This is a genomic window from Clostridium sp. AF19-22AC (assembly GCF_003479085.1).
Taxonomy (GTDB): Bacteria; Bacillota; Clostridia; order Lachnospirales; family Lachnospiraceae; genus Faecalicatena_A; species Faecalicatena_A orotica.
Genome location: NZ_QUGN01000029.1, coordinates 33,946 through 52,296, shown reverse-complemented (window position 1 = coordinate 52,296; position 18,351 = coordinate 33,946). Strand labels below are relative to the sequence as shown.

Here is an 18,351-nt window from a genome sequence, read left to right as displayed (position 1 = left end):
TAATAGGAACATACAATTAAGGCAGGAGGTACCAGTATGGATTACAAAGAGAGATACGAGGAATGGTTAGCCAACCCATATTTTGATGAGGACACAAAGGCAGAACTGAGAAACATTGCAGAGGATGATAACGAGATTAAAGAGCGTTTTTACACAGATCTGGATTTTGGTACGGCAGGGCTTCGCGGAATTATCGGGGCAGGAACCAACCGTATGAATATTTATACCGTCAGAAAGGCAACACAGGGTCTGGCGAATTATATTATGAAAAGTGGCAATGCGGGAAAAGGCGTTGCAATCGCATACGATTCACGCCGCATGTCACCTGAATTTGCAGACGAAGCGGCATTATGTCTGGCTGCGAACGGGATTAAATCCTATGTATTCGAGTCCCTGCGCCCTACACCGGAGCTGTCCTATGCAGTGAGGAAGTTAGGATGCATCGCAGGAATCAATATCACAGCCAGCCATAACCCGCCGGAATATAACGGATACAAAGTGTATTGGGAAGACGGCGCACAGATCACACCACCTCATGACAAAGGAATCATGGATGAGGTAAAGGCAGTGGAAGACTATACCACGATGAAGACTATGAGCCTGGGGGAAGCAAAGGCTGCCGGACTGTATGAAGTCATTGGTGCAGACGTTGATGATGCTTACATAGCAGAGCTTAAAAAACAGGTTCTCCATCAGGATGCCATCGACGCTGTGGGCAAGGACCTGAAGATTGTGTACAGCCCGCTGCACGGCACCGGTAATATCCCGGCCCGCCGTATCTTAAAAGAGCTTGGGTTTGAAAATGTTTATGTAGTAAAAGAGCAGGAACTGCCGGATGGAGAGTTCCCGACCGTATCCTACCCGAATCCAGAGGCTGCTGAAGCATTTGAGCTGGGACTGAAGCTGGCAAAAGAAGTAGATGCAGACATCGTGCTGGCTACAGATCCGGATGCTGACAGGCTTGGCGTCCGCGTGAAGGACAAGGATGGTGTTTACCATGATCTGACAGGGAATATGTCAGGCTGCCTGCTTGCTGACTATGAGATCGGAGAGAGAAAAGAGCTGAAAGGCCTGCCGGAAGACGGATATCTGATCAAGACAATCGTTACTTCCAATATGGCAGACGCGATCGCAAAGTATTACGATGCGGGACTAATCGAAGTTCTTACCGGATTTAAGTTCATCGGACAGCAGATACTCGGATTTGAGACAAGCGGTAAGGGTGAATATTTATTCGGATTCGAAGAAAGCTATGGCTGCCTGATCGGTACCCATGCGAGGGACAAGGATGCTATCGTTGCTACTATGGCACTCTGTGAGGCAGCGGCTTATTATAAGACAAAAGGCATGAACCTGTGGGATGCCATGATTGCATTGTATGACCGTTATGGATATTACAAAGATGATATTCAGGCGATTACGCTGAAGGGTATCGAGGGACTGGCTAAGATTCAGGAGATTCTGGAGACACTGCGCAAGAATCCACCGATGGAGATTGCAGGATATAAAGTATTAAAGGCAAGAGATTACAAGGCTGACACAATCAAAGACATGGAGACAGGTGAAGTAACCGGAACCGGACTTCCGAATTCCAATGTTCTTTATTACGATTTGACAGATGATGCATGGTTATGCGTAAGACCATCCGGAACAGAACCGAAAGTGAAGTTCTATTATGGCGTAAAAGGCACGTCTCTGGAAGATGCAGATGCCAAATCAGAACAGATGGGCAAAGAAGTTCTTGCCATGATCGATAAGATGATGTAACATATCGTGTCAGGAATAATTTTCCAGCCGGAGCACCCTGGCTGGAAAATCTTAAAAAACCCTAAAAAAGTGCCTAAAAGCGCGCAAATACGGGAAAAATCCTTGACAAAAATATGTGAAACAGTTATAACAGTACATAAGGGCAAAACATGTGAACGCCAGTACATGAAAGCCTTTGCTAAACTGTAGAATATTATATTCTAGTACAATAAAGAGGAGGAATTTATCCATGAACAAAACAGAATTAGTAGCAGCTATTGCAGAAAGTGCAGAAATTTCTAAGAAAGACTCTGAAAAAGCATTAAAGGCTTTTATCGACGTGGTATCCGAGCAGTTAAAAAAAGGCGATAAAGTACAGTTAGTAGGATTTGGTACATTCGAAGTAAGCGAAAGAGCAGCAAGAGAAGGAAGAAATCCTCAGACAGGCAAGACAATGAAGATTGATGCATGCAAGGCACCGAAATTCAAAGCTGGAAAAGCTTTAAAAGACGCTGTTAACGCTTAATTGCTATTGAATCAATAAGATAAAACACATGAAAAAGCACTTGTAATGTATGCATTATAAGTGCTTTATTAATGGAAGGATAAAGTATGAGGTTAGATAAGTTTTTAAAAGTTTCACGGCTTATCAAGAGACGCAGTGTTGCGAATGAAGCGTGTGATGCAGGGAGAGTGCTTGTCAACGGAACCGTGGCAAAGGCGTCCGTGAAAGTGAAGCCGGGGGATATTATTGAAATCCAGTTTGGAACAAAGACTGTTAAGGCAGAGGTGCTGGATATTCAGGACACAACGAAAAAAGAAGAGGCGAAAGAACTCTTCAGATATTTATAATACTTTATGTATACGAATATTTCTATGAACGTAAGCATATTCAAATAACCTGACCGCAGGTTTTTGAATATGCTTATTTTTCATTATCTGTTTACTCCCGTGAGGTATTTGACTCCTCACAAGTTACGACTTGTATCTGGTGTTCCTGACAAAAATCTGTATACTCATTTCCCGGTGTCTGGTCCGTGATAATATAATCAATATCCTCCAGATGTGCATAGGTCATCAGGGAGAAGTGCCCGAATTTTGTGTGGTCCGCCAGGAGGTAGGACTCGCCCGTGTTTTCCATGACAGCTTTCTTTACGATGTATTCTTCTGTCGTGGCATTTGTAAGGCCGTTTTCTATGGTGGCCCCGGAGCATGCCATGAAGGCTTTTCCTATATTATATGTCTTCAGGTAATCTACGATTTCGCTGCCTACATAGGACAGGGTTTCTCGCTTTAATTTCCCGGGGAGGGAGATGATGTTCAGGTTCGGATAGGGCACGGCCTTCAGACATACCTGCAGGCTGTTGGTCAGGATGGTACACTGCCTGTCTGAAATATGGTCGACCATATTGAGGCACGTCGTACCGGTGTCTATGTAGATGATATCCCCGTCTTTCACATATTGTGAAGCCAGCCTGCATATTTTATCTTTTTCTTCAGGGAGTGTGAAGTGGCGGGTTTCATAGGGGATCAGTTTGGGTGAAAGCCCGGATGCGGATACGGCTGTAACTCCGCCGTATACTTTCCGGATTACGCCCTTTTCTGCCAGCGAGTCAATGTCTCTGCGGATGGTGTTTTTGGATACATTGAACTTCTCGCAGAGGGCGTCGAGGGTGACGGACTTTTCCTGCATAATATATTTTTCTATCAGATCGATTCTTTGCGTTCTCATAAAATTCTCCTTCTGAATGGATTGGATAACCTGGATACATTATAGTACATTTTGGTTAAATTGTGAACAAAAAACTAAAATATACCCAAAAGGGCAATCCCGCAAGGCCTTACGGGCGGATTACAGCATAGCTGTAATGTAAAATATAATAAAGAGTTGACAAAAATACCACAATATGATAAAAATAACATAAAGATATTACCAAAATATACTCATAAAATGAAAATCTAAGGAAGAAATCGGGAGGAGAAATGGGATGGCGTTAGAAAAAACTCAGACAAGGAAAAGGAACCTTATGATGGTCTTTGGTGCGTTTGCCATATTTTTTACAGGGTATCCGCACGTGTGGTCACTTTACCAGCCTTATGTGATGGAACAGGCGGGGTGGACGCAGGGGCAGGCGTCGATGTGTTTTTATCTGGCGCTTGTCACATTTGTTTTCGGAAATATTGTAGGCGGCCGGATTCAGGACAGATATAATCCAAAGATAGCGATTCTGATCGGGGGAGGGATCTTTTCCGCGGGAATTCTGTTGTCTGCATTTCTGATCGTGCCTTCACCGGTACCGATTTATATAACTTATGGATTTATGCAGGGATTCGGACAGGGAATGATCTATACTACGATTCTTTCTATTGCGCAGAAATGGTTTCCCCATAAAATCGGGTTTGCCTCAGGGATTATCGTGACAGCCAATGGTCTGTGCGGATTTTTCCTGGCGCCTTTGAGCAGGACGCTTCTGGCGGCGGGAGGGCCGAAATTCACATTTCTTGTGATCGGTTCCGCCATCGCGGCTTCCTGGATATTCGGAGTCATTTTTATTAAAAACCCGGATAAAGAACTGGGTGATAAACTGATGCTCTCTGTATCGCAGGCCCAGATACAGAGCTCCGGCAAGGAGCAGCACCAGTATACCGCGGGTGAAATGATCCGTACGAAGAAGTTTTATTTTCTGGTAGCTACCATGCTCTGCGGGCTGATGTCATACTTTATGGTTTCTCCGGTTTCACAGATCATTCAGTCTGAGCGGGGAATCAGCGCGGCAGTTGCGGCCAGTGCAGTCATGTTCGGGTCTGTAGTAAATGCGGCAGTCAGGCTCCTGCTTCCTACGATCTCTGATAAAACGGGCCGTACGAAGTGTGTGATGGGTGTTACGGTAGTTACGATGATTGCCATGATAACACTTGTTGTGTCAAGGTCTTATGTGACCACCATCGCGATTATCCTGATGTATGGATGCTACGGCGGAATTATGGGAAGTTTCCCGTCACTGACAAGTTCGATATTCGGACTGAAGTATTCAGGGGAAAATTATGGGATCGTCATGTCGGGAATCGTAGCGGCAAGCCTTGGTGCCCCGGCAATTTCGGGGGCTGTGACGAATGCAGGATATGATATGAACCTGGTCTTTAAGATCGGTGTGGCATTCGCAGCGGCAGCATTTATATTTATTATTTTACTGGAAAGAGAATTAAAAAAAGATTCTAAAGATGCAGTAGTCAAACAGGAAGAGATTCAGGTAGAAAAGGAGGAGACGATATGTCAATTGTAAAAATGAAGGATCTGCTTATTCAGGCGGCAAAGGAAAACAGAGGGTGCGGCGCGTTCAGTGTAGGTAATATGGAAATGGTTAAAGGCGCAATACAGGCAGCAGAGGAGCTGGATACCCCGATCATACTGCAGATTGCGGAAGTCAGGCTGAAACATTCACCACTGGCAATGATGGGGCCTATGATGGTGCAGGCGGCAAGAGAAGCAAAGGTGGATGTGGCAGTGCATCTGGACCACGGGCAGACATTGGAAACTTTAAAGAAGGCTCTTGAGCTTGGTTTTACTTCTGTAATGTTTGACGGTTCAACACTCCCGTTTGAAGAAAATATTTCAAGGACGATAGCTGCAAAACGTCTGGCAGACGAGTATGGTGCGACAGTGGAAGCTGAGCTGGGACTGGTTGGCGGAAGTGAGGACGGTTCGGAAAATCATGGAATCCGCTGTACGAACCCGCAGGATGCGAAAGTTTTCTGCGAAAGAAGCGGTGTGGATGCACTGGCTGTTGCAATCGGAAATGCACACGGAAATTATCCGGTGGCTCCAAAGCTTGCATTCGATGTTCTGGAGGAGATTCATCAAACAGTGGATGTCCCGCTTGTACTCCACGGAGGCAGCGGCATCACGGACGAAGACTTCAGGAAGGCGATATCACTTGGAATCCGCAAGGTAAATATTGCAACCGCAAGTTTCAACTCTCTGGTGAAAAAAGCAGAGGAATACATAGGAGGGGCAGGTGTACATAACTACTTCTCTCTGAATGAGGCGATGGTAGAGGGCGTTTACCAGAATGTAAAGCACCATATTGATGTCTTTAATTGTAAAAAGCCCCTGGTATAGAAAATGTCTGCTTTACGGCGGAAAAAAGTTTCTGTATAATATCAGGTATAGCAGCAGCCGGGAAGAACCGGCTGCTTTAGTAACCATGAAGTTTGGTACATAGGAGGCGCTTTAGATGTATAGGACGGTCATAGTAGATGATGATTTTCTGGTCAGGAGCTATCTGAAGCAGTTGGATTCCTGGCAGCGGTCCGGATATGAGATTATTGCAGATCTGCGTGACGGGGAAGAAGCTTTGGAAGTGATTGAGAAGGAGCACCCCGACCTCGTAGTGACGGATATATCCATGCCCCTCATGGACGGGATAGAGCTGATCCGGCGTGTACGGCTGGATAATCCGGGAATCTATATTATCGTACTGAGCTGTCATGATGATTTTGAGTATGTGAAAGAGGCAATGAAGCTTGGTGCGAATGAGTATGTCCTGAAAAACTCATTGAATGAAGACAGCCTCTATGAGATGCTGGAGAAGACGAAGCCCCAGCTTGCGGGCATCCAGTCCCGGCAGAAAGAGGTTGACGAGACGAAGAAGCTTGCACAGATGGGGCGGCACTCCCTTAAGTATCATTATTTTAACGGGCTTCTGTCTGGTTCTTTATCCCCAAAGGAGCGGGAAAATAGAAGAATCGAGGCCGGTGTATCCGGGAAATTTACGAACAGTGCAGTGGTGAGTCTTTTTATGCCCGGGTTTGGCGGAATCAAGGCCAACTGCCCGCCGCTTGAACTGGAGCAGTACAGCCAGCATCTTCTCCAGAAGCTGTTTGGCTGTTTATCTGAACTGCTGGGCGGGGAAAAGGAATTTGTGGAAGAAGTGTATTTGGGCGAGGGCGTCTTCTGCTGTTTTCTCGACCTGTCACAAATGCGCAGGGACAGCCTGATGAGGCAGCGCCTGACCAGTGTGGCAACAGCATGCTGCCGGTGCAGTAAAGAGGAGCCATATACATTTGCCGTGGGTGTGAGCGGAATCTGTTTCGGCGAAGAGGGCATCCGGCAGGCGTACCAGCAGGTGAGAGAGATTACAAAGCTGTATTTTTATGAGAACAGCAACATTCTGTATTATGACGGTGCCCCCCTGATTGGCCGCGAACTCCCGCAAGAAGCCCTGGAACTTTCAAGGGAGATGACTTCCTATATAGATACACACAGGGCGGATGATATGGAGAAGGCATTTAAGAAGGCGGCAGAGGCGTTTGAGAGGTGCCATACAGAGAGCAGGCTTGTCATTCACTGGCTGAAAGAACTGGATCAGAAAGTCTCCATAGAACGTGCTCCAGAGGCATATGGAAACATTATTAAGATCGGGCAGCTTACAGAATTTTGTGAGGAGTACCGCAAGAAGCTGTTAAGCTCCAGAAAAAAGGAAATTCCGGAAACTGCGGGGCCTGTAATCCGCAAAGTGGTCGATTTTCTGCATGAACACTACCGCGGACAGATCGGGCTGACAGATGCGGCTGAGGCAGCAAATGTAAACCCGGCTTATCTGAGTTATCTGTTCAAACAGGAAATGGGGATCGGTTTCTCCAATTACCTGATGGACCTGCGCATGGAATGCGCGAAGGACCTGCTTTGCAATACGAATGAAAAGATTAAAGATGTGGCTGTATTATCGGGGATGAATGATTATCATTACTTCTCAAAAGCATTTAAAAAACAGACGGGGATGAGCCCGGCGGACTACCGGAAGCAAGCCGGCTAATTTCTGATTTTGCTTGTCAAATACCGTCCGATATATTATAATGAACGAAAGATGCGTGCGTATTGCGTGGACAGCGTGAAAAAGCGCGTGCATGAAGGGCGGAAGGAATGGTGAGCGTATTATGGCAGTGACGATACAGGATATAGCGGAGGCTGCAGGAGTGTCCAGGGGGACGGTCGACCGGGCTTTGAATAACCGGGGGCGGATTAATCCGGAGGTGGCGAAGCACATTCAGGATATTGCAAAGGAACTTGGCTATATACCGAAGCGTAAAAGGAATGAGAAAGATAAACAGCACATTAAGATCGGGGTTGTGACCCAGCTGTCGAAGGCTTCTTTTATGATTCAGGTGAAGAAGGGCATCGAGGATGCACGCAGGGAACTGGCTGACAGGGATGTGGAACTGATTCTGGAGGAATGCATGACAGTGGACGAGAATGAGCAGCTGAAGGCGATGGAAAAGCTGGCTGCCCAGGGCGTTTCGGGAATTGCAGTCATGCCGGTGGAATGTAATGCGGTCAGGGAGCGGATCAACCATCTGGTGGAAGACCTGAACATTCCTGTCGTTACATTCAATTCAGATATTGTGGGTACAAAGAGGAGCTGTTTTGTCGGGCTGGACAACAAAAAGAGCGGGCGTACGGCAGCAGGGCTCATGGGGGTCATGACTGGCGGAAAAGGCAAGGTACTTGTAATTACCGGATACTTTGGGAACAGTGTCAACAGTATGCGTGTGGATGGATTTGTAGAAGAGATAAAGACCTCTTTTCCGGAGATGGAGCTTGTCGGGGTCCAGAGCAGTTTTGATGAGACGGCGGAAGTGGAAAGGATCATTACGAACACGCTGGAAGTGTTTCCGGATTTGTCAGGCATCGTTGTTGTATCAGGCGGGCAGGCTGGAATACGCAATGCTTTTGAAAAGCTTCCGGAAAGGAAACGGCCGTTTGTAATCATATATGACCTGACACCGAAGAACGTAAAGGCGCTTCATGATAATGTGGCGGATTTTCTGATTGACCAGAATGGGTATACACAAGGGTACCGTTCCCTGTTTGTACTGGCGGATATACTGCAGAAGGGGCAGGAGCCGGCGGAAGAATTTCTTTATACGGATATTATTATAAAGACGAAATATAACGTTTCATAGATGAAAAAGGCATCGGCGCTTTGTCCGGTGCCTTTTTTGTCCGGGCAGCATATTAACTGTTACTGTTTACCATATATGCATTTTGTCCATATTTTCTCTTCTTTTTTCCCATTCTTATTCATTGCTTCATCAGATATAATGAGGACATAAACGAAAGGAGGAGAAAGTTTTATGAAAAAGAGAGGAAAAAAGATTGCGGCGCTGCTGATTTCAACGGCCCTGGCAGCAGGGATGCTTTCCGCGTGTTCAGGCGGATCAGGAGATGCGAAAAAGGAGAGCAAGAAAACAGATAGTAAATCAGACGGGGGAGTGACTCTTACATTATATGGGAATGCAGATGATGCTGCGAAACCATATATGAAGAAAATCTTCCAGCTTTATGAAGAGAAGACCGGAAATAAGATTGACGTTCAGGGTCTGGATGCAAGTAATTTCGAGAGTGTCTGCCTGACAAAATTCCAGACCGGAGATATCCCGGATATCCTGATGCATTTCGGCGGCTACAGTCTGGATGCCTACAATCCGGCAGAGAATTTTGTGGATTTTACGGATGCCAAATGGGTGGATGATATTGCAGACACTTCAAAGGCACAGACAATGAGGGATGGTGTAGTGTACGGACTTCCATTCTGGGAGTCATCTGTATCAGGATGCTTTTATAACAAGAAGATTTTTGAGGAACAGAGCTTAAAGGTGCCGACGACACAGGCCGAATTCGACGAGGTATGCCAGAAGCTTCTGGATGCCGGAATCCAGCCGATTTATATGGCGGCGGCAGATTCATGGCCGCTTTTGTATCAGTTTGGAATGGACCCCATCTTTAAGGATGGTGATCTTCTGGAGAAGATCAACAGCAATCAGACAACGTATTCTGATATTCCGGAAATGACAAGTCTTCTTGAGTGGTACAAGACAAGTGCTGAAAAAGGATATTTTGGGAAGGATTATTCTACAGATACATGGGATTACAGCAGTGAAGTGCTCGGAACAGGCGAAGCAGCAATGATTTTCTGCTGGGATACATGGTTTGATACAGATTATGACAGCGAATCCTATGACTATACAAGTGATGACTTCGGTCTGATGCCGATTTTCATGGGAACGGCAGAGGAAGGAACCTATGAAGGCGGGAATAACTCACTTTTACTCGTTAATAAGAATGGGGATAAGGTAGATACGGCAACAGAGTTTGTGAACTTCTGTGCAGACCCGGAAAATTATAATGAGGCGTTTGACGGCATTGCAACGACACCGACGTTCAAAGGAATGACAACGAATAAGCTTTCTTCCCAGTATCAGGGAGCAGAAGAGAGTATTGCAAAAGTAGGTAATCCGTCTATTGCAAATCCTGAGATTATCGGATTCTCACAAAACGATGGTGGAAAATGCATTCAGGAACTTCTGGTAGGAAATATAGACGTGAAAGAGTGCCTGAAACTGATGGATGATGAGAGAATAAAAGTAGCAACATCACAGAACGTAGAAGGATTCAAGTAGGAAGGAAAAAGTGCCTGCCTGTCAGCCAGAAACAGGCAGGCACTTTTTGTACCCGGACGGCAGGTGTTCGCGTTTTTTTGAACCACTGCTTCTGATGAAAGGAAGGGAGAGTCTATGGATACAAAAAAAATATATCCGCGCTATATGATGATCATTCCGGTGATAGTATTTGTTATTTTCTTTGTGCTTCCGTCTACAATCGGATATGCCTATGCATTTACAGACTGGAATTCATATGTGCATGATGTGAGTTTCGTGGGATTGAAAAATATCATTGAGGTTTTCAGCGACAGGACGGTGCCGGTTGCACTGGTGAATACGCTGATTTTTGCAGGCGCCAAAACAATCATTGTTACAGTACTTGGATTTGTTTTCGCCCTGATATTGAACAGGCAGTTGAAAACGAGAAATGCAATCAGAACTGTATATTTTATTCCGGCCATTTTTTCCGCACTTGTTGTAGGCTTGATTTTTAGCGCGCTTTTTCAGACAAGGAACGGTACGATTAATCTGCTGGTACAGATGTTCGGGGCAGGCAAGATACAGTGGCTGGGCAGCAGGTGGACGGCTGTATTCGCGATTTCTATTGCAGAGATATGGAGAAATCTTGGGTATGCAATTGTAATCACACTGGCAGGTCTGCAGTCTGTTTCACCGGAGTATATTGAGGCGGCAAAGATTGACGGGGCCTCCGGGTGGGCCCTGTTTAAGAATATTACGCTTCCCCTGATCATGCCGACCGTAAATGTAAACATTTTATTTAGTTTGATTTATGGACTGAAGATGTTCGACCTTGTATATGTTATGACAGGCGGCGGCCCGGGGCATGATACGGAGACATTTGGAACGCTGATGATGAACGAGATGGCAACGGGGCGGTACGCACAGTCTGTTGCAATCAACCTTGTGTTTACGGTGATCCTTGTAATTGTAGCAGTTGCTTATCAGAAATTCAGTGAAAGGTGGGAGAATGCAGAATGAGTAAAAAGACAAAGACGACAAATGTCATTCTGGAAGTTGTGCTTTGGGTTCTGAGTATACTGATTATCTACCCCATCCTTATGGTTGTTTTCACATCATTTAAAACAAAAGGTGAGGCGAGTTACCTGAATATATCTCTGCCGAAGGTATGGATGTTTGAAAACTATAAAACGGTCTGGGAACAGGGGAGTGTACTCCGGTCCCTTGTAAACAGTTGTGTAATCACGATATCAGCGGTTTTAATCGTAATTCTGCTGACCTCGATGCTTAGCTATGTTGTTGTAAGAAGAAATACGAAGCCATGCCGGTTCATTTACCGTTTTATGACATTTGGAATTATAGCGCCGTTTGCGGCCCTCCCGACGATTGAACTCCTGAAACGGCTGGGACTGTATGGAGGAAGACTGGGACTGATCTGTGTTTACAGTGCATTATATATTCCGTTTTCTACCATGCTTTTCACAAGTTTTATTAAAGGCATTCCAAGGGAACTGGATGAAGCGGCCGTCATGGACGGGGCAAAAGGTGGGAAACTGTTCGCACTTGTAATCTTTCCTCTTTTGAAGCCGGTGCTGGCTACCACGTCGGTGCTGAACTTTATGTGGATCTGGAATGAACTGCAGATACCAATGTATCTGTTAAATTCATCCGATAAATGGACACTGCCTCTGTCTGTCTACAATTTTTACGGACAGTACAGCAGAAGCTGGAATCTGGTGTGTGCAGATATGGTACTGATATCCATACCGGTTATATTGGTATACATTTTTGCACAAAAATATATCATTGCAGGAATGACTGCGGGAGCCGTGAAAGGATAGGAGGTCAAAATGAAAAAACATTATTCTGGAACATGGGATTCTGTACGCACCCATGAGGTGCCGGACTGGTATGAGGACTGTAAATTTGGAATATTTATTCACTGGGGACTGTATTCCGTCCCGGCATATGCGCCCAGAACATGGGAACTCGGCGAGGTGCCGGGAGATGAAACATGGTTCTGTAACAACCCTTATGCAGAGTGGTATTATAATTCCGTAAATGTGGGGCAGGGACCGAGTTATGAACACCATAAAAAAGTATATGGGGAAGATTTTGCCTATGAAAACTTTGCAGACATGTGGAAAGCCGAGAAATGGAATCCCGATGAATGGGCGGAGCTTTTTAAAGAGGCAGGGGCGGGCTATGTTGTTCTGGTCACAAAACACCATGACGGATTCTGTCTTTTCCCGAGTGAGTATACAGACTACAATTCCGTAAAAAGAGGACCCAAACGGGATATTACCGGAGAACTGACAAGGGCGGTCAGGAATCAGGGGATGAGGATGGGAACCTATTATTCCGGAATCATCGACTGGCGTTTTGCCAACGACCCCATTTACCGGGAAGAAGACAATTTTGACAATGCCTGCCCGACCGCGGCATATGCTGATTATGCCTATCTGCAGAGTAAGGAACTCATAGACCGGTACGAACCGTCAGTATTCTGGAATGATATCGGCTGGCCGCGGCAGGGCGTGAATGCGCTTCCCGGGCTGCTCTCACATTATTACAATACTGTGGAGGAGGGAGTGGTCAATGACCGGTTCAATGGATTGTACCACGACTATACGACAAAAGAATATAAATACGGAGAATCCACGCGGGATGAAAAATGGGAAATGTGCAGGGGTATGGGACTATCCTTTGGATATAATGCAGAGGAAGGCGATGACAAGATCATTTCAGTACCGGATTTTATCAGGCTCCTCGTAGAAACTGTTTCCAATAACGGGAACCTGCTGATTAATATCGGACCGAAAGCGGACGGGACAATTCCTCAGGAGCAGGTAAAACGTCTGAAACAAATCGGAAAATGGCTCAAAGTAAACGGCGAAGGAATTTATGGAACGGGATGCAGCAAACGGGAGAACGAGCTGCACGAAGATGTGAACCTCTTCTACACAAGAAAAGAGGATGACCTTTTTGTATTCGCGGATGTGAAGGAAAAGCTGCCGCAGGAAATCTTTATCAAGGGTGCAAAAGTGCCGGAGGGTGTCATAGCTCTTGATGAAAACGTAGAGCTTACATACAGGACGGAGCAGGAAGGCGTATACCTGAACATATTGAAAAATGAGTCAGGATTCAGGATGGCCGGGGTCCGGATTCCGGGCGGAGAGTAGTAACTGAATCAATTACAGGAATTAAAATATTAATTAAAAAAAGCGGTACACATGCAGGTGTGGCCGCTTTTTTAGTTCCACGTGCAATGGGGCCGGCAGGCATGCCTGTTCATTTGACGGCTGTAGTAAGAGCTGTTTCCCTTTCGATATTCACTTGATTTGAATACACAATAGTTAAAATATACGCGAGTAATCAGAAAGCAATGTTGACATTTTTATGACAGGCTGTAAAATTATAGTATAAGCAGCCATAAGAATTTATTTCTTAACGCGGGGGACATTATGATTCGATGGAAGGAACTGTCTATAGTGATAATCATTTTGCCGGCTGTACTGATCACCGGGTGTACGAAAAAACAAAATGCTGCGAACCATATGCTGGATGCAGACTACATTCAGATGATTTCTCATGGGCCTGCCAGAGTAGACAGTGGGGAGTTTATGGTTGTAGACGGCATCTCCTATTATGTAGATTATGAAAATGCTAGTGCTGTACCTGTCTGCAATAAACCGGACTGCCGTCATTTATCGCCTAGACTTGACCGTGGTTCCACGTGCAATGCGGCGATGGAATATGAGGCAATATTTCCTTATTCTGGTCATTTGTATGGAATAAAGCTGGAATCAAAAGGGAAAATGGAGATATTCGCATCGGATTTGGGCGGGGGCAACAAAGAACGTTTAGGGGAGTTCCCGGCAGGATCTGTACTGCAGGATTTTTTACTGGTTCAGTCAAAATTGTATTATACAACTTTTGGTTTGTCTAGTGAGGTTCCAAAAGAGAGTGATTCAGATATGGAACTGACATGGGATTTATATACGCTTGATTTGGATACGTTGGATACCGAAAAAATAATCTCACATACGGGTATTGGACATGGTATTTATCTTTTAGGCGGAACGGAGGAATATCAGATTTATTCAATGGGCGATGAATCGTCGATGGCATTTTACAGTCTGGAATATAGTACAGCGCAGTCTGAGAAAATACCGATAAACGGTACAGGGTACCAGCAGGTAATTCCTCATAAAGATGGTTTTTATTATGTACATATTTCGGACAATGATGCCTGCAGTATTCATTATTTTGATATGGATAAAAAGGAAGACCGGGTTTACGTCAGTGAGGAAGAAATCATTGACTTGCTGGGGGATGACGTTGTGACCGTCAATTTACAGACTTCCTTTGGGGACGGGGTTATATTTGGCGCTTATACTATGGACCAGACCCAAAAAGGCGTGTTTCTGAAAGAAAACGAGGATACACCAAGTGTAAGACTGGAGCTGCCGGACCAGATGGAAAAGGAAGAGGGCATACAGTTTAATGGTTTTAGCAGCGAGACGGAAAACGGGATGTTTTTTAGGTATGTAAAGCAGACAGAGATTGAAAAAGATGTGACTGATACGGTAACCTGGTATGCATATGAAGATAAGCAGGCACTGCTTAATGGAACGGATGATATAAAGATTGTGATTGAGCCTAAGGTGTCCAGTATGTCAAACCCTGTGGACAGCGAGGGGAATATTTTGAATTAAACGGGTAACTGTTTACAGGCATGTCTGTGAACAGTGACTTAAATAGGCTTGAAAGGGGGAGGAAGTTCTGGATGCTTATAAATATGAACTTAAAAAGTTTTCTGGGTACCCCTTTTTCTGGTGCCTTTTTATCCTCCTTTTTCTTTTGAATATTTGGACGGTCTTTCAAACGATAAAAAACCAGCAGTTTCGCCCGGAGAGTGTAAAAGCTGTTTATCAGGACCTGTCAGCGGTCCCTCAGGAGGAGCAGGCTAAATGGATTCAAAATAAAAAAGAAAAAATAGGGACGGAACCAAGTTATACCGGGAACTTGATTTTGGAGAAAGAGCTGTTTGCCGAACTCACAAAAAATTTACAGCAGACACAAAACTATGATCTTTATCTGGAGGAGATAGAACAGAAGGCTGAGCAGATGACATCTGTTATTTTTTCGGATGACCGGTCATATGCATACAGGAGTGCACAGAAAACCCCGGCAGTTTTTAAAAAACTAAAGGGGATTCATGTGACAACAGATGTATCAGAAGGCGTGATTTTAGCAACAAGGTCAGAATTTACAGATTTTTGTATGTTTCTGATCATTATAGCCGCAGTTTACTTTTTGATTTTTGAAGAACGGAAATTTAAACTGTATGCCCTTCTAAAATCAACATACCGGGGGCGGCAAAGTGTGATTCGCGCAAAGGTTTTCTCGGGGGCAGGTATCGTACTTTTCTGTGTGCTTGTTTTTTATGGGGGAAACTATCTGATCGGCTGCTGTAAATATGGGTTTGGTGATCCTGCGAGACCTGTGCAGTCTGTAACAATATTGTATGAAAGTCCGTTCAGGCTTTCGGTGCTGGAATATTTGGTTTTGTACCTGGTTTTGAAATTTATCGTATGTTATGTTATTCTGCTGCTGGCAATGCTGTTCGCGCAGAAGGTGAAAGGTTCTGCCGGTTTACTGGCTGCTGCTACAGGGGCAGCAGGGATTGAATACTTATTGATAAGATTTCTTCCTTCCAGTTCATACCTCGATTTTTTAAGATATATAAATATCATGGAATATATAAAAGTATATCCTGTTTTTGAAAAATATAGAAATCTCAACTTTCTTGATTATCCAGTGAGTTCAGGAAAGGTCTTCGCAGTCTTTATATTATTTATGGCAGTGCTGTTGTACTTTGTAAACTGCAAAAGTTTTAGGCGGACTCCGAAGGTGAGAATACGCAGAGAAAAAGAAGGACCGCATTATTTCAGAAAAAAAGTAATTATTGTGCCGGATTTATTTTTGCACGAATTATATAAAGTCTGTTTTGTTCATAAAGCAATTATACTAGGAGGTGCCCTTCTGGCTGCGGCCATTGTTTTGAGCAGGGGAAATATAGAATACTCAGATATGTCAGAAGACGCTTACCGTTACTATATGTTGGAAAATGAGGGAGGATTAACTTGGGAGAAAGTACAGTATTTTGAAGAAAAGAAGGAAGAATATGATATCATATTTAGTATGACAGCGGAAGAAAGTGGACTTTCAGAAGAGGAAGTTTTACATAAAAAGAGCAATGCCATGTATACTTATGGCGGATTTATGAGGGCGTATAATCAGGTGCAGTATGTTCTGGGCCGGAATGCCAGCGATCCGGAACATGGTCTTTGTCTGGTTTATGAGACTGGATTTGAGATACTTCTTGGAGAGAGAAGTATCATGTATACTGGAAGCATGATATTGTTGTGTGTAATTGCAGCAGTTTATACAGCATCCGTATCGCTGGGGAAGGAATATGATTTACAGGTTATCAATCTGCTTAGAAGTACCAGATATGGAAGAAGGAATTTACTATGTAATAAATTTCTTTCCGTTTCTTTCTTTGTATTTATAACCGCGATACTGGTTAGGATACCGATGCTGCAGCAGATCGGCAGGCAGTACCCGATGGAATTATGGAATGTGAGAGTACAGTCTTTGAGCAGTGCATCGCAGTTCACGGGAAATTATACAATTGCAGAATATGTCATACTTGTTTTTGTGGGACAGTTTCTGGGAATGATGATTCTTATTCTTGCGGTGATGGCATTATCAACGTGGGTAAAAGATTCTATAATAACAATGGTTATTGCGGCAGTAGTCTTCATACTTCCATTGATATTGGAGTGGAATGGATTTTTTGTAGTCAGCCAATTTTCATTGAACGGATTATTGGAGACTCACAGACTGCTCCAGAGCAGTAATACAATAAAAGTGTGCTATGCAATGATGTTTATAATAGCACTTCCTTCCGCTTGTATATGGAGTTTTCATAAAACGTGTAAAGGAAGCCGATAGGAGTATATATGCAGATCTGGATAGAAAACTTAAACAAAAGTTATGGCTCAAAAACAGCATTATCTGATTTTAATGCTGTTTTTGAGGATGGTATTTATGGGATTCTCGGACCAAACGGGGCGGGAAAGACAACATTAATGAATATTCTAACGGACAATATTCTTCGGGACAGTGGAATGATCCTTCTGGATGGTACAGATATTCTGGATATGAAAGAAGAATACCGTAAGATCATGGGGTATATGCCTCAACAACAGCAGTTATATGACATTTTTACGGTACAGCAGTTTTTGCTGTATATGGGTGCTCTGCGAGGTATGAGTAAAAAAAGAATATTGGGAAATATGGACACACTATTATCGCTTTTGAACCTACAGTCTGCACGTTATAAAAAGTTAAAACAATTATCAGGCGGCATGAAGCAGAGGGTTTTACTTGTCCAGGCTTTACTGCATAATCCTAAAATACTGATACTTGATGAACCTACAGCGGGGCTGGACCCGAGAGAACGAATCCGCCTGCGTAATTTAATATCAGATTTAAGCAAAGATAAAATCGTCTTTATTGCAACCCATGTTGTCTCAGATATAGAATTTATATCAAAAGAGATACTTCTCATGAAAGACGGAAGATTATTAGATATGGCTCCTCCTGATGTACTGCAGCAGAAAATACGCGGGAAAGTATTTGAACTGACGATTGCTTCACAGCAGTTAAAGCAGGTTAAAAAAGAATATCGTATCAGTAATCTATACCGGTCTAATGATGAAGTCGTTGTGAGAGTACTCTCTGAGAATCAGCCGGCATCCTATCAGTATAGGGAGGCAGCTCCCTCTTTAGAGGATGTTTACTTGTATCGTCTGGAAACATGAGGGAGAGCTATTCCAATATCTGTTTCACTTTATCTGTACTGATATTGCAGAGGTCCGCAATTTCTTCCAGTGATTTGCCCTGCATATATAGTTTGAAAACCTGACGGGCCTCTTGAACGCCCAACTCTTTGCCTTTACGCATTCCGGCTTCTTCCCCAGCCTTGCGTCCCATTTCCTCCCCGGCTTTAAGTCCCCTCTTTTCAGCACTGCTGATCTGGGTATTATAATCTTTTAATGCTTTTTCCCGGGCCTCATATTCTAGACGTTTCTTCTCGTCGGCACTCAGATT

Annotated in this window: 16 protein-coding genes; 14 read left to right on the top strand and 2 right to left on the bottom strand. The window is 44.3% G+C overall.

What is annotated here, in order from left to right; all coding sequences use genetic code 11:
• Positions 1–36: 36 nt before the first annotated feature.
• The 3 genes from DWX43_RS23415 to DWX43_RS23405 all read left to right on the top strand — a co-directional run bounded on the left by DWX43_RS23415 (position 37) and on the right by DWX43_RS23405 (position 2,598).
• Positions 37–1,767: a phospho-sugar mutase gene (locus tag DWX43_RS23415; protein ID WP_118622204.1), complete on the top strand. Its 1,731-nt coding sequence runs from the start codon at positions 37–39 to the stop codon at positions 1,765–1,767.
• A gap of 229 nt (positions 1,768–1,996) precedes the next feature.
• A complete protein-coding gene (locus tag DWX43_RS23410; RefSeq protein ID WP_109730800.1) occupies positions 1,997–2,272 on the top strand; it encodes an HU family DNA-binding protein in 276 nt (91 codons plus the stop codon).
• 86 nt (positions 2,273–2,358) lie between these two features.
• On the top strand, positions 2,359–2,598 hold the full coding sequence (locus DWX43_RS23405; protein ID WP_109730799.1) for an RNA-binding S4 domain-containing protein: 240 nt from the start codon (positions 2,359–2,361) through the stop codon (positions 2,596–2,598).
• Between the two features lie 91 nt (positions 2,599–2,689).
• On the opposite strand, the gene DWX43_RS23400 is transcribed toward DWX43_RS23405, so the two are convergent.
• Entirely contained in the window at positions 2,690–3,478 is a 789-nt protein-coding gene (locus DWX43_RS23400) for a DeoR/GlpR family DNA-binding transcription regulator (RefSeq protein ID WP_118622202.1), read from the bottom strand.
• A 256-nt stretch (positions 3,479–3,734) separates the two neighbouring features.
• On the opposite strand from DWX43_RS23400, the gene DWX43_RS23395 reads away from it, so the two are divergent.
• The 11 genes from DWX43_RS23395 (at position 3,735) to DWX43_RS23345 (ending at position 18,062) form a co-directional block, all read left to right on the top strand.
• Positions 3,735–5,030, top strand: coding sequence for an MFS transporter (locus tag DWX43_RS23395; protein WP_118622200.1), 1,296 nt, complete (start codon positions 3,735–3,737; stop codon positions 5,028–5,030).
• Positions 5,018–5,866, top strand: a complete 849-nt coding sequence (locus DWX43_RS23390; RefSeq protein ID WP_118622198.1) for a class II fructose-bisphosphate aldolase — start codon at positions 5,018–5,020, stop codon at positions 5,864–5,866. The genes DWX43_RS23395 and DWX43_RS23390 overlap by 13 nt, the downstream gene beginning before the upstream one ends.
• A gap of 115 nt (positions 5,867–5,981) precedes the next feature.
• Positions 5,982–7,562: a response regulator gene (locus DWX43_RS23385; protein ID WP_118622196.1), complete on the top strand. Its 1,581-nt coding sequence runs from the start codon at positions 5,982–5,984 to the stop codon at positions 7,560–7,562.
• Positions 7,563–7,683: 121 nt separating this feature from the next.
• The gene (locus DWX43_RS23380; RefSeq protein ID WP_109730851.1) at positions 7,684–8,709 is read left to right on the top strand and encodes a LacI family DNA-binding transcriptional regulator; all 1,026 of its coding nucleotides are present in this window, start codon (positions 7,684–7,686) and stop codon (positions 8,707–8,709) included.
• A gap of 171 nt (positions 8,710–8,880) precedes the next feature.
• On the top strand, positions 8,881–10,206 hold the full coding sequence (locus DWX43_RS23375) for an ABC transporter substrate-binding protein (RefSeq protein ID WP_118622194.1): 1,326 nt from the start codon (positions 8,881–8,883) through the stop codon (positions 10,204–10,206).
• A gap of 114 nt (positions 10,207–10,320) precedes the next feature.
• On the top strand, positions 10,321–11,187 hold the full coding sequence (locus DWX43_RS23370; RefSeq protein WP_118622192.1) for a sugar ABC transporter permease: 867 nt from the start codon (positions 10,321–10,323) through the stop codon (positions 11,185–11,187).
• Complete coding sequence (locus tag DWX43_RS23365) at positions 11,184–12,008, top strand: carbohydrate ABC transporter permease (protein WP_109730787.1); 825 nt, start codon at positions 11,184–11,186, stop codon at positions 12,006–12,008. The genes DWX43_RS23370 and DWX43_RS23365 overlap by 4 nt, the downstream gene beginning before the upstream one ends.
• 9 nt (positions 12,009–12,017) lie before the next feature.
• On the top strand, positions 12,018–13,349 hold the full coding sequence (locus DWX43_RS23360; protein WP_118622190.1) for an alpha-L-fucosidase: 1,332 nt from the start codon (positions 12,018–12,020) through the stop codon (positions 13,347–13,349).
• A gap of 282 nt (positions 13,350–13,631) precedes the next feature.
• A complete protein-coding gene (locus DWX43_RS23355) occupies positions 13,632–14,885 on the top strand; it encodes a hypothetical protein (RefSeq protein WP_118622188.1) in 1,254 nt (417 codons plus the stop codon).
• Between the two features lie 316 nt (positions 14,886–15,201).
• The gene (locus DWX43_RS23350) at positions 15,202–17,190 is read left to right on the top strand and encodes an ABC transporter permease (protein ID WP_147356329.1); all 1,989 of its coding nucleotides are present in this window, start codon (positions 15,202–15,204) and stop codon (positions 17,188–17,190) included.
• 8 nt (positions 17,191–17,198) lie between these two features.
• Positions 17,199–18,062 (top strand): ATP-binding cassette domain-containing protein, encoded by an 864-nt coding sequence (locus DWX43_RS23345; RefSeq protein ID WP_118622184.1) that lies wholly within the window; start codon positions 17,199–17,201, stop codon positions 18,060–18,062.
• Between the two features lie 7 nt (positions 18,063–18,069).
• On the opposite strand, the gene DWX43_RS27210 is transcribed toward DWX43_RS23345, so the two are convergent.
• A partial coding sequence (locus DWX43_RS27210) for a hypothetical protein (RefSeq protein ID WP_347559318.1) occupies positions 18,070–18,351 on the bottom strand: 282 nt, incomplete at its 5' end.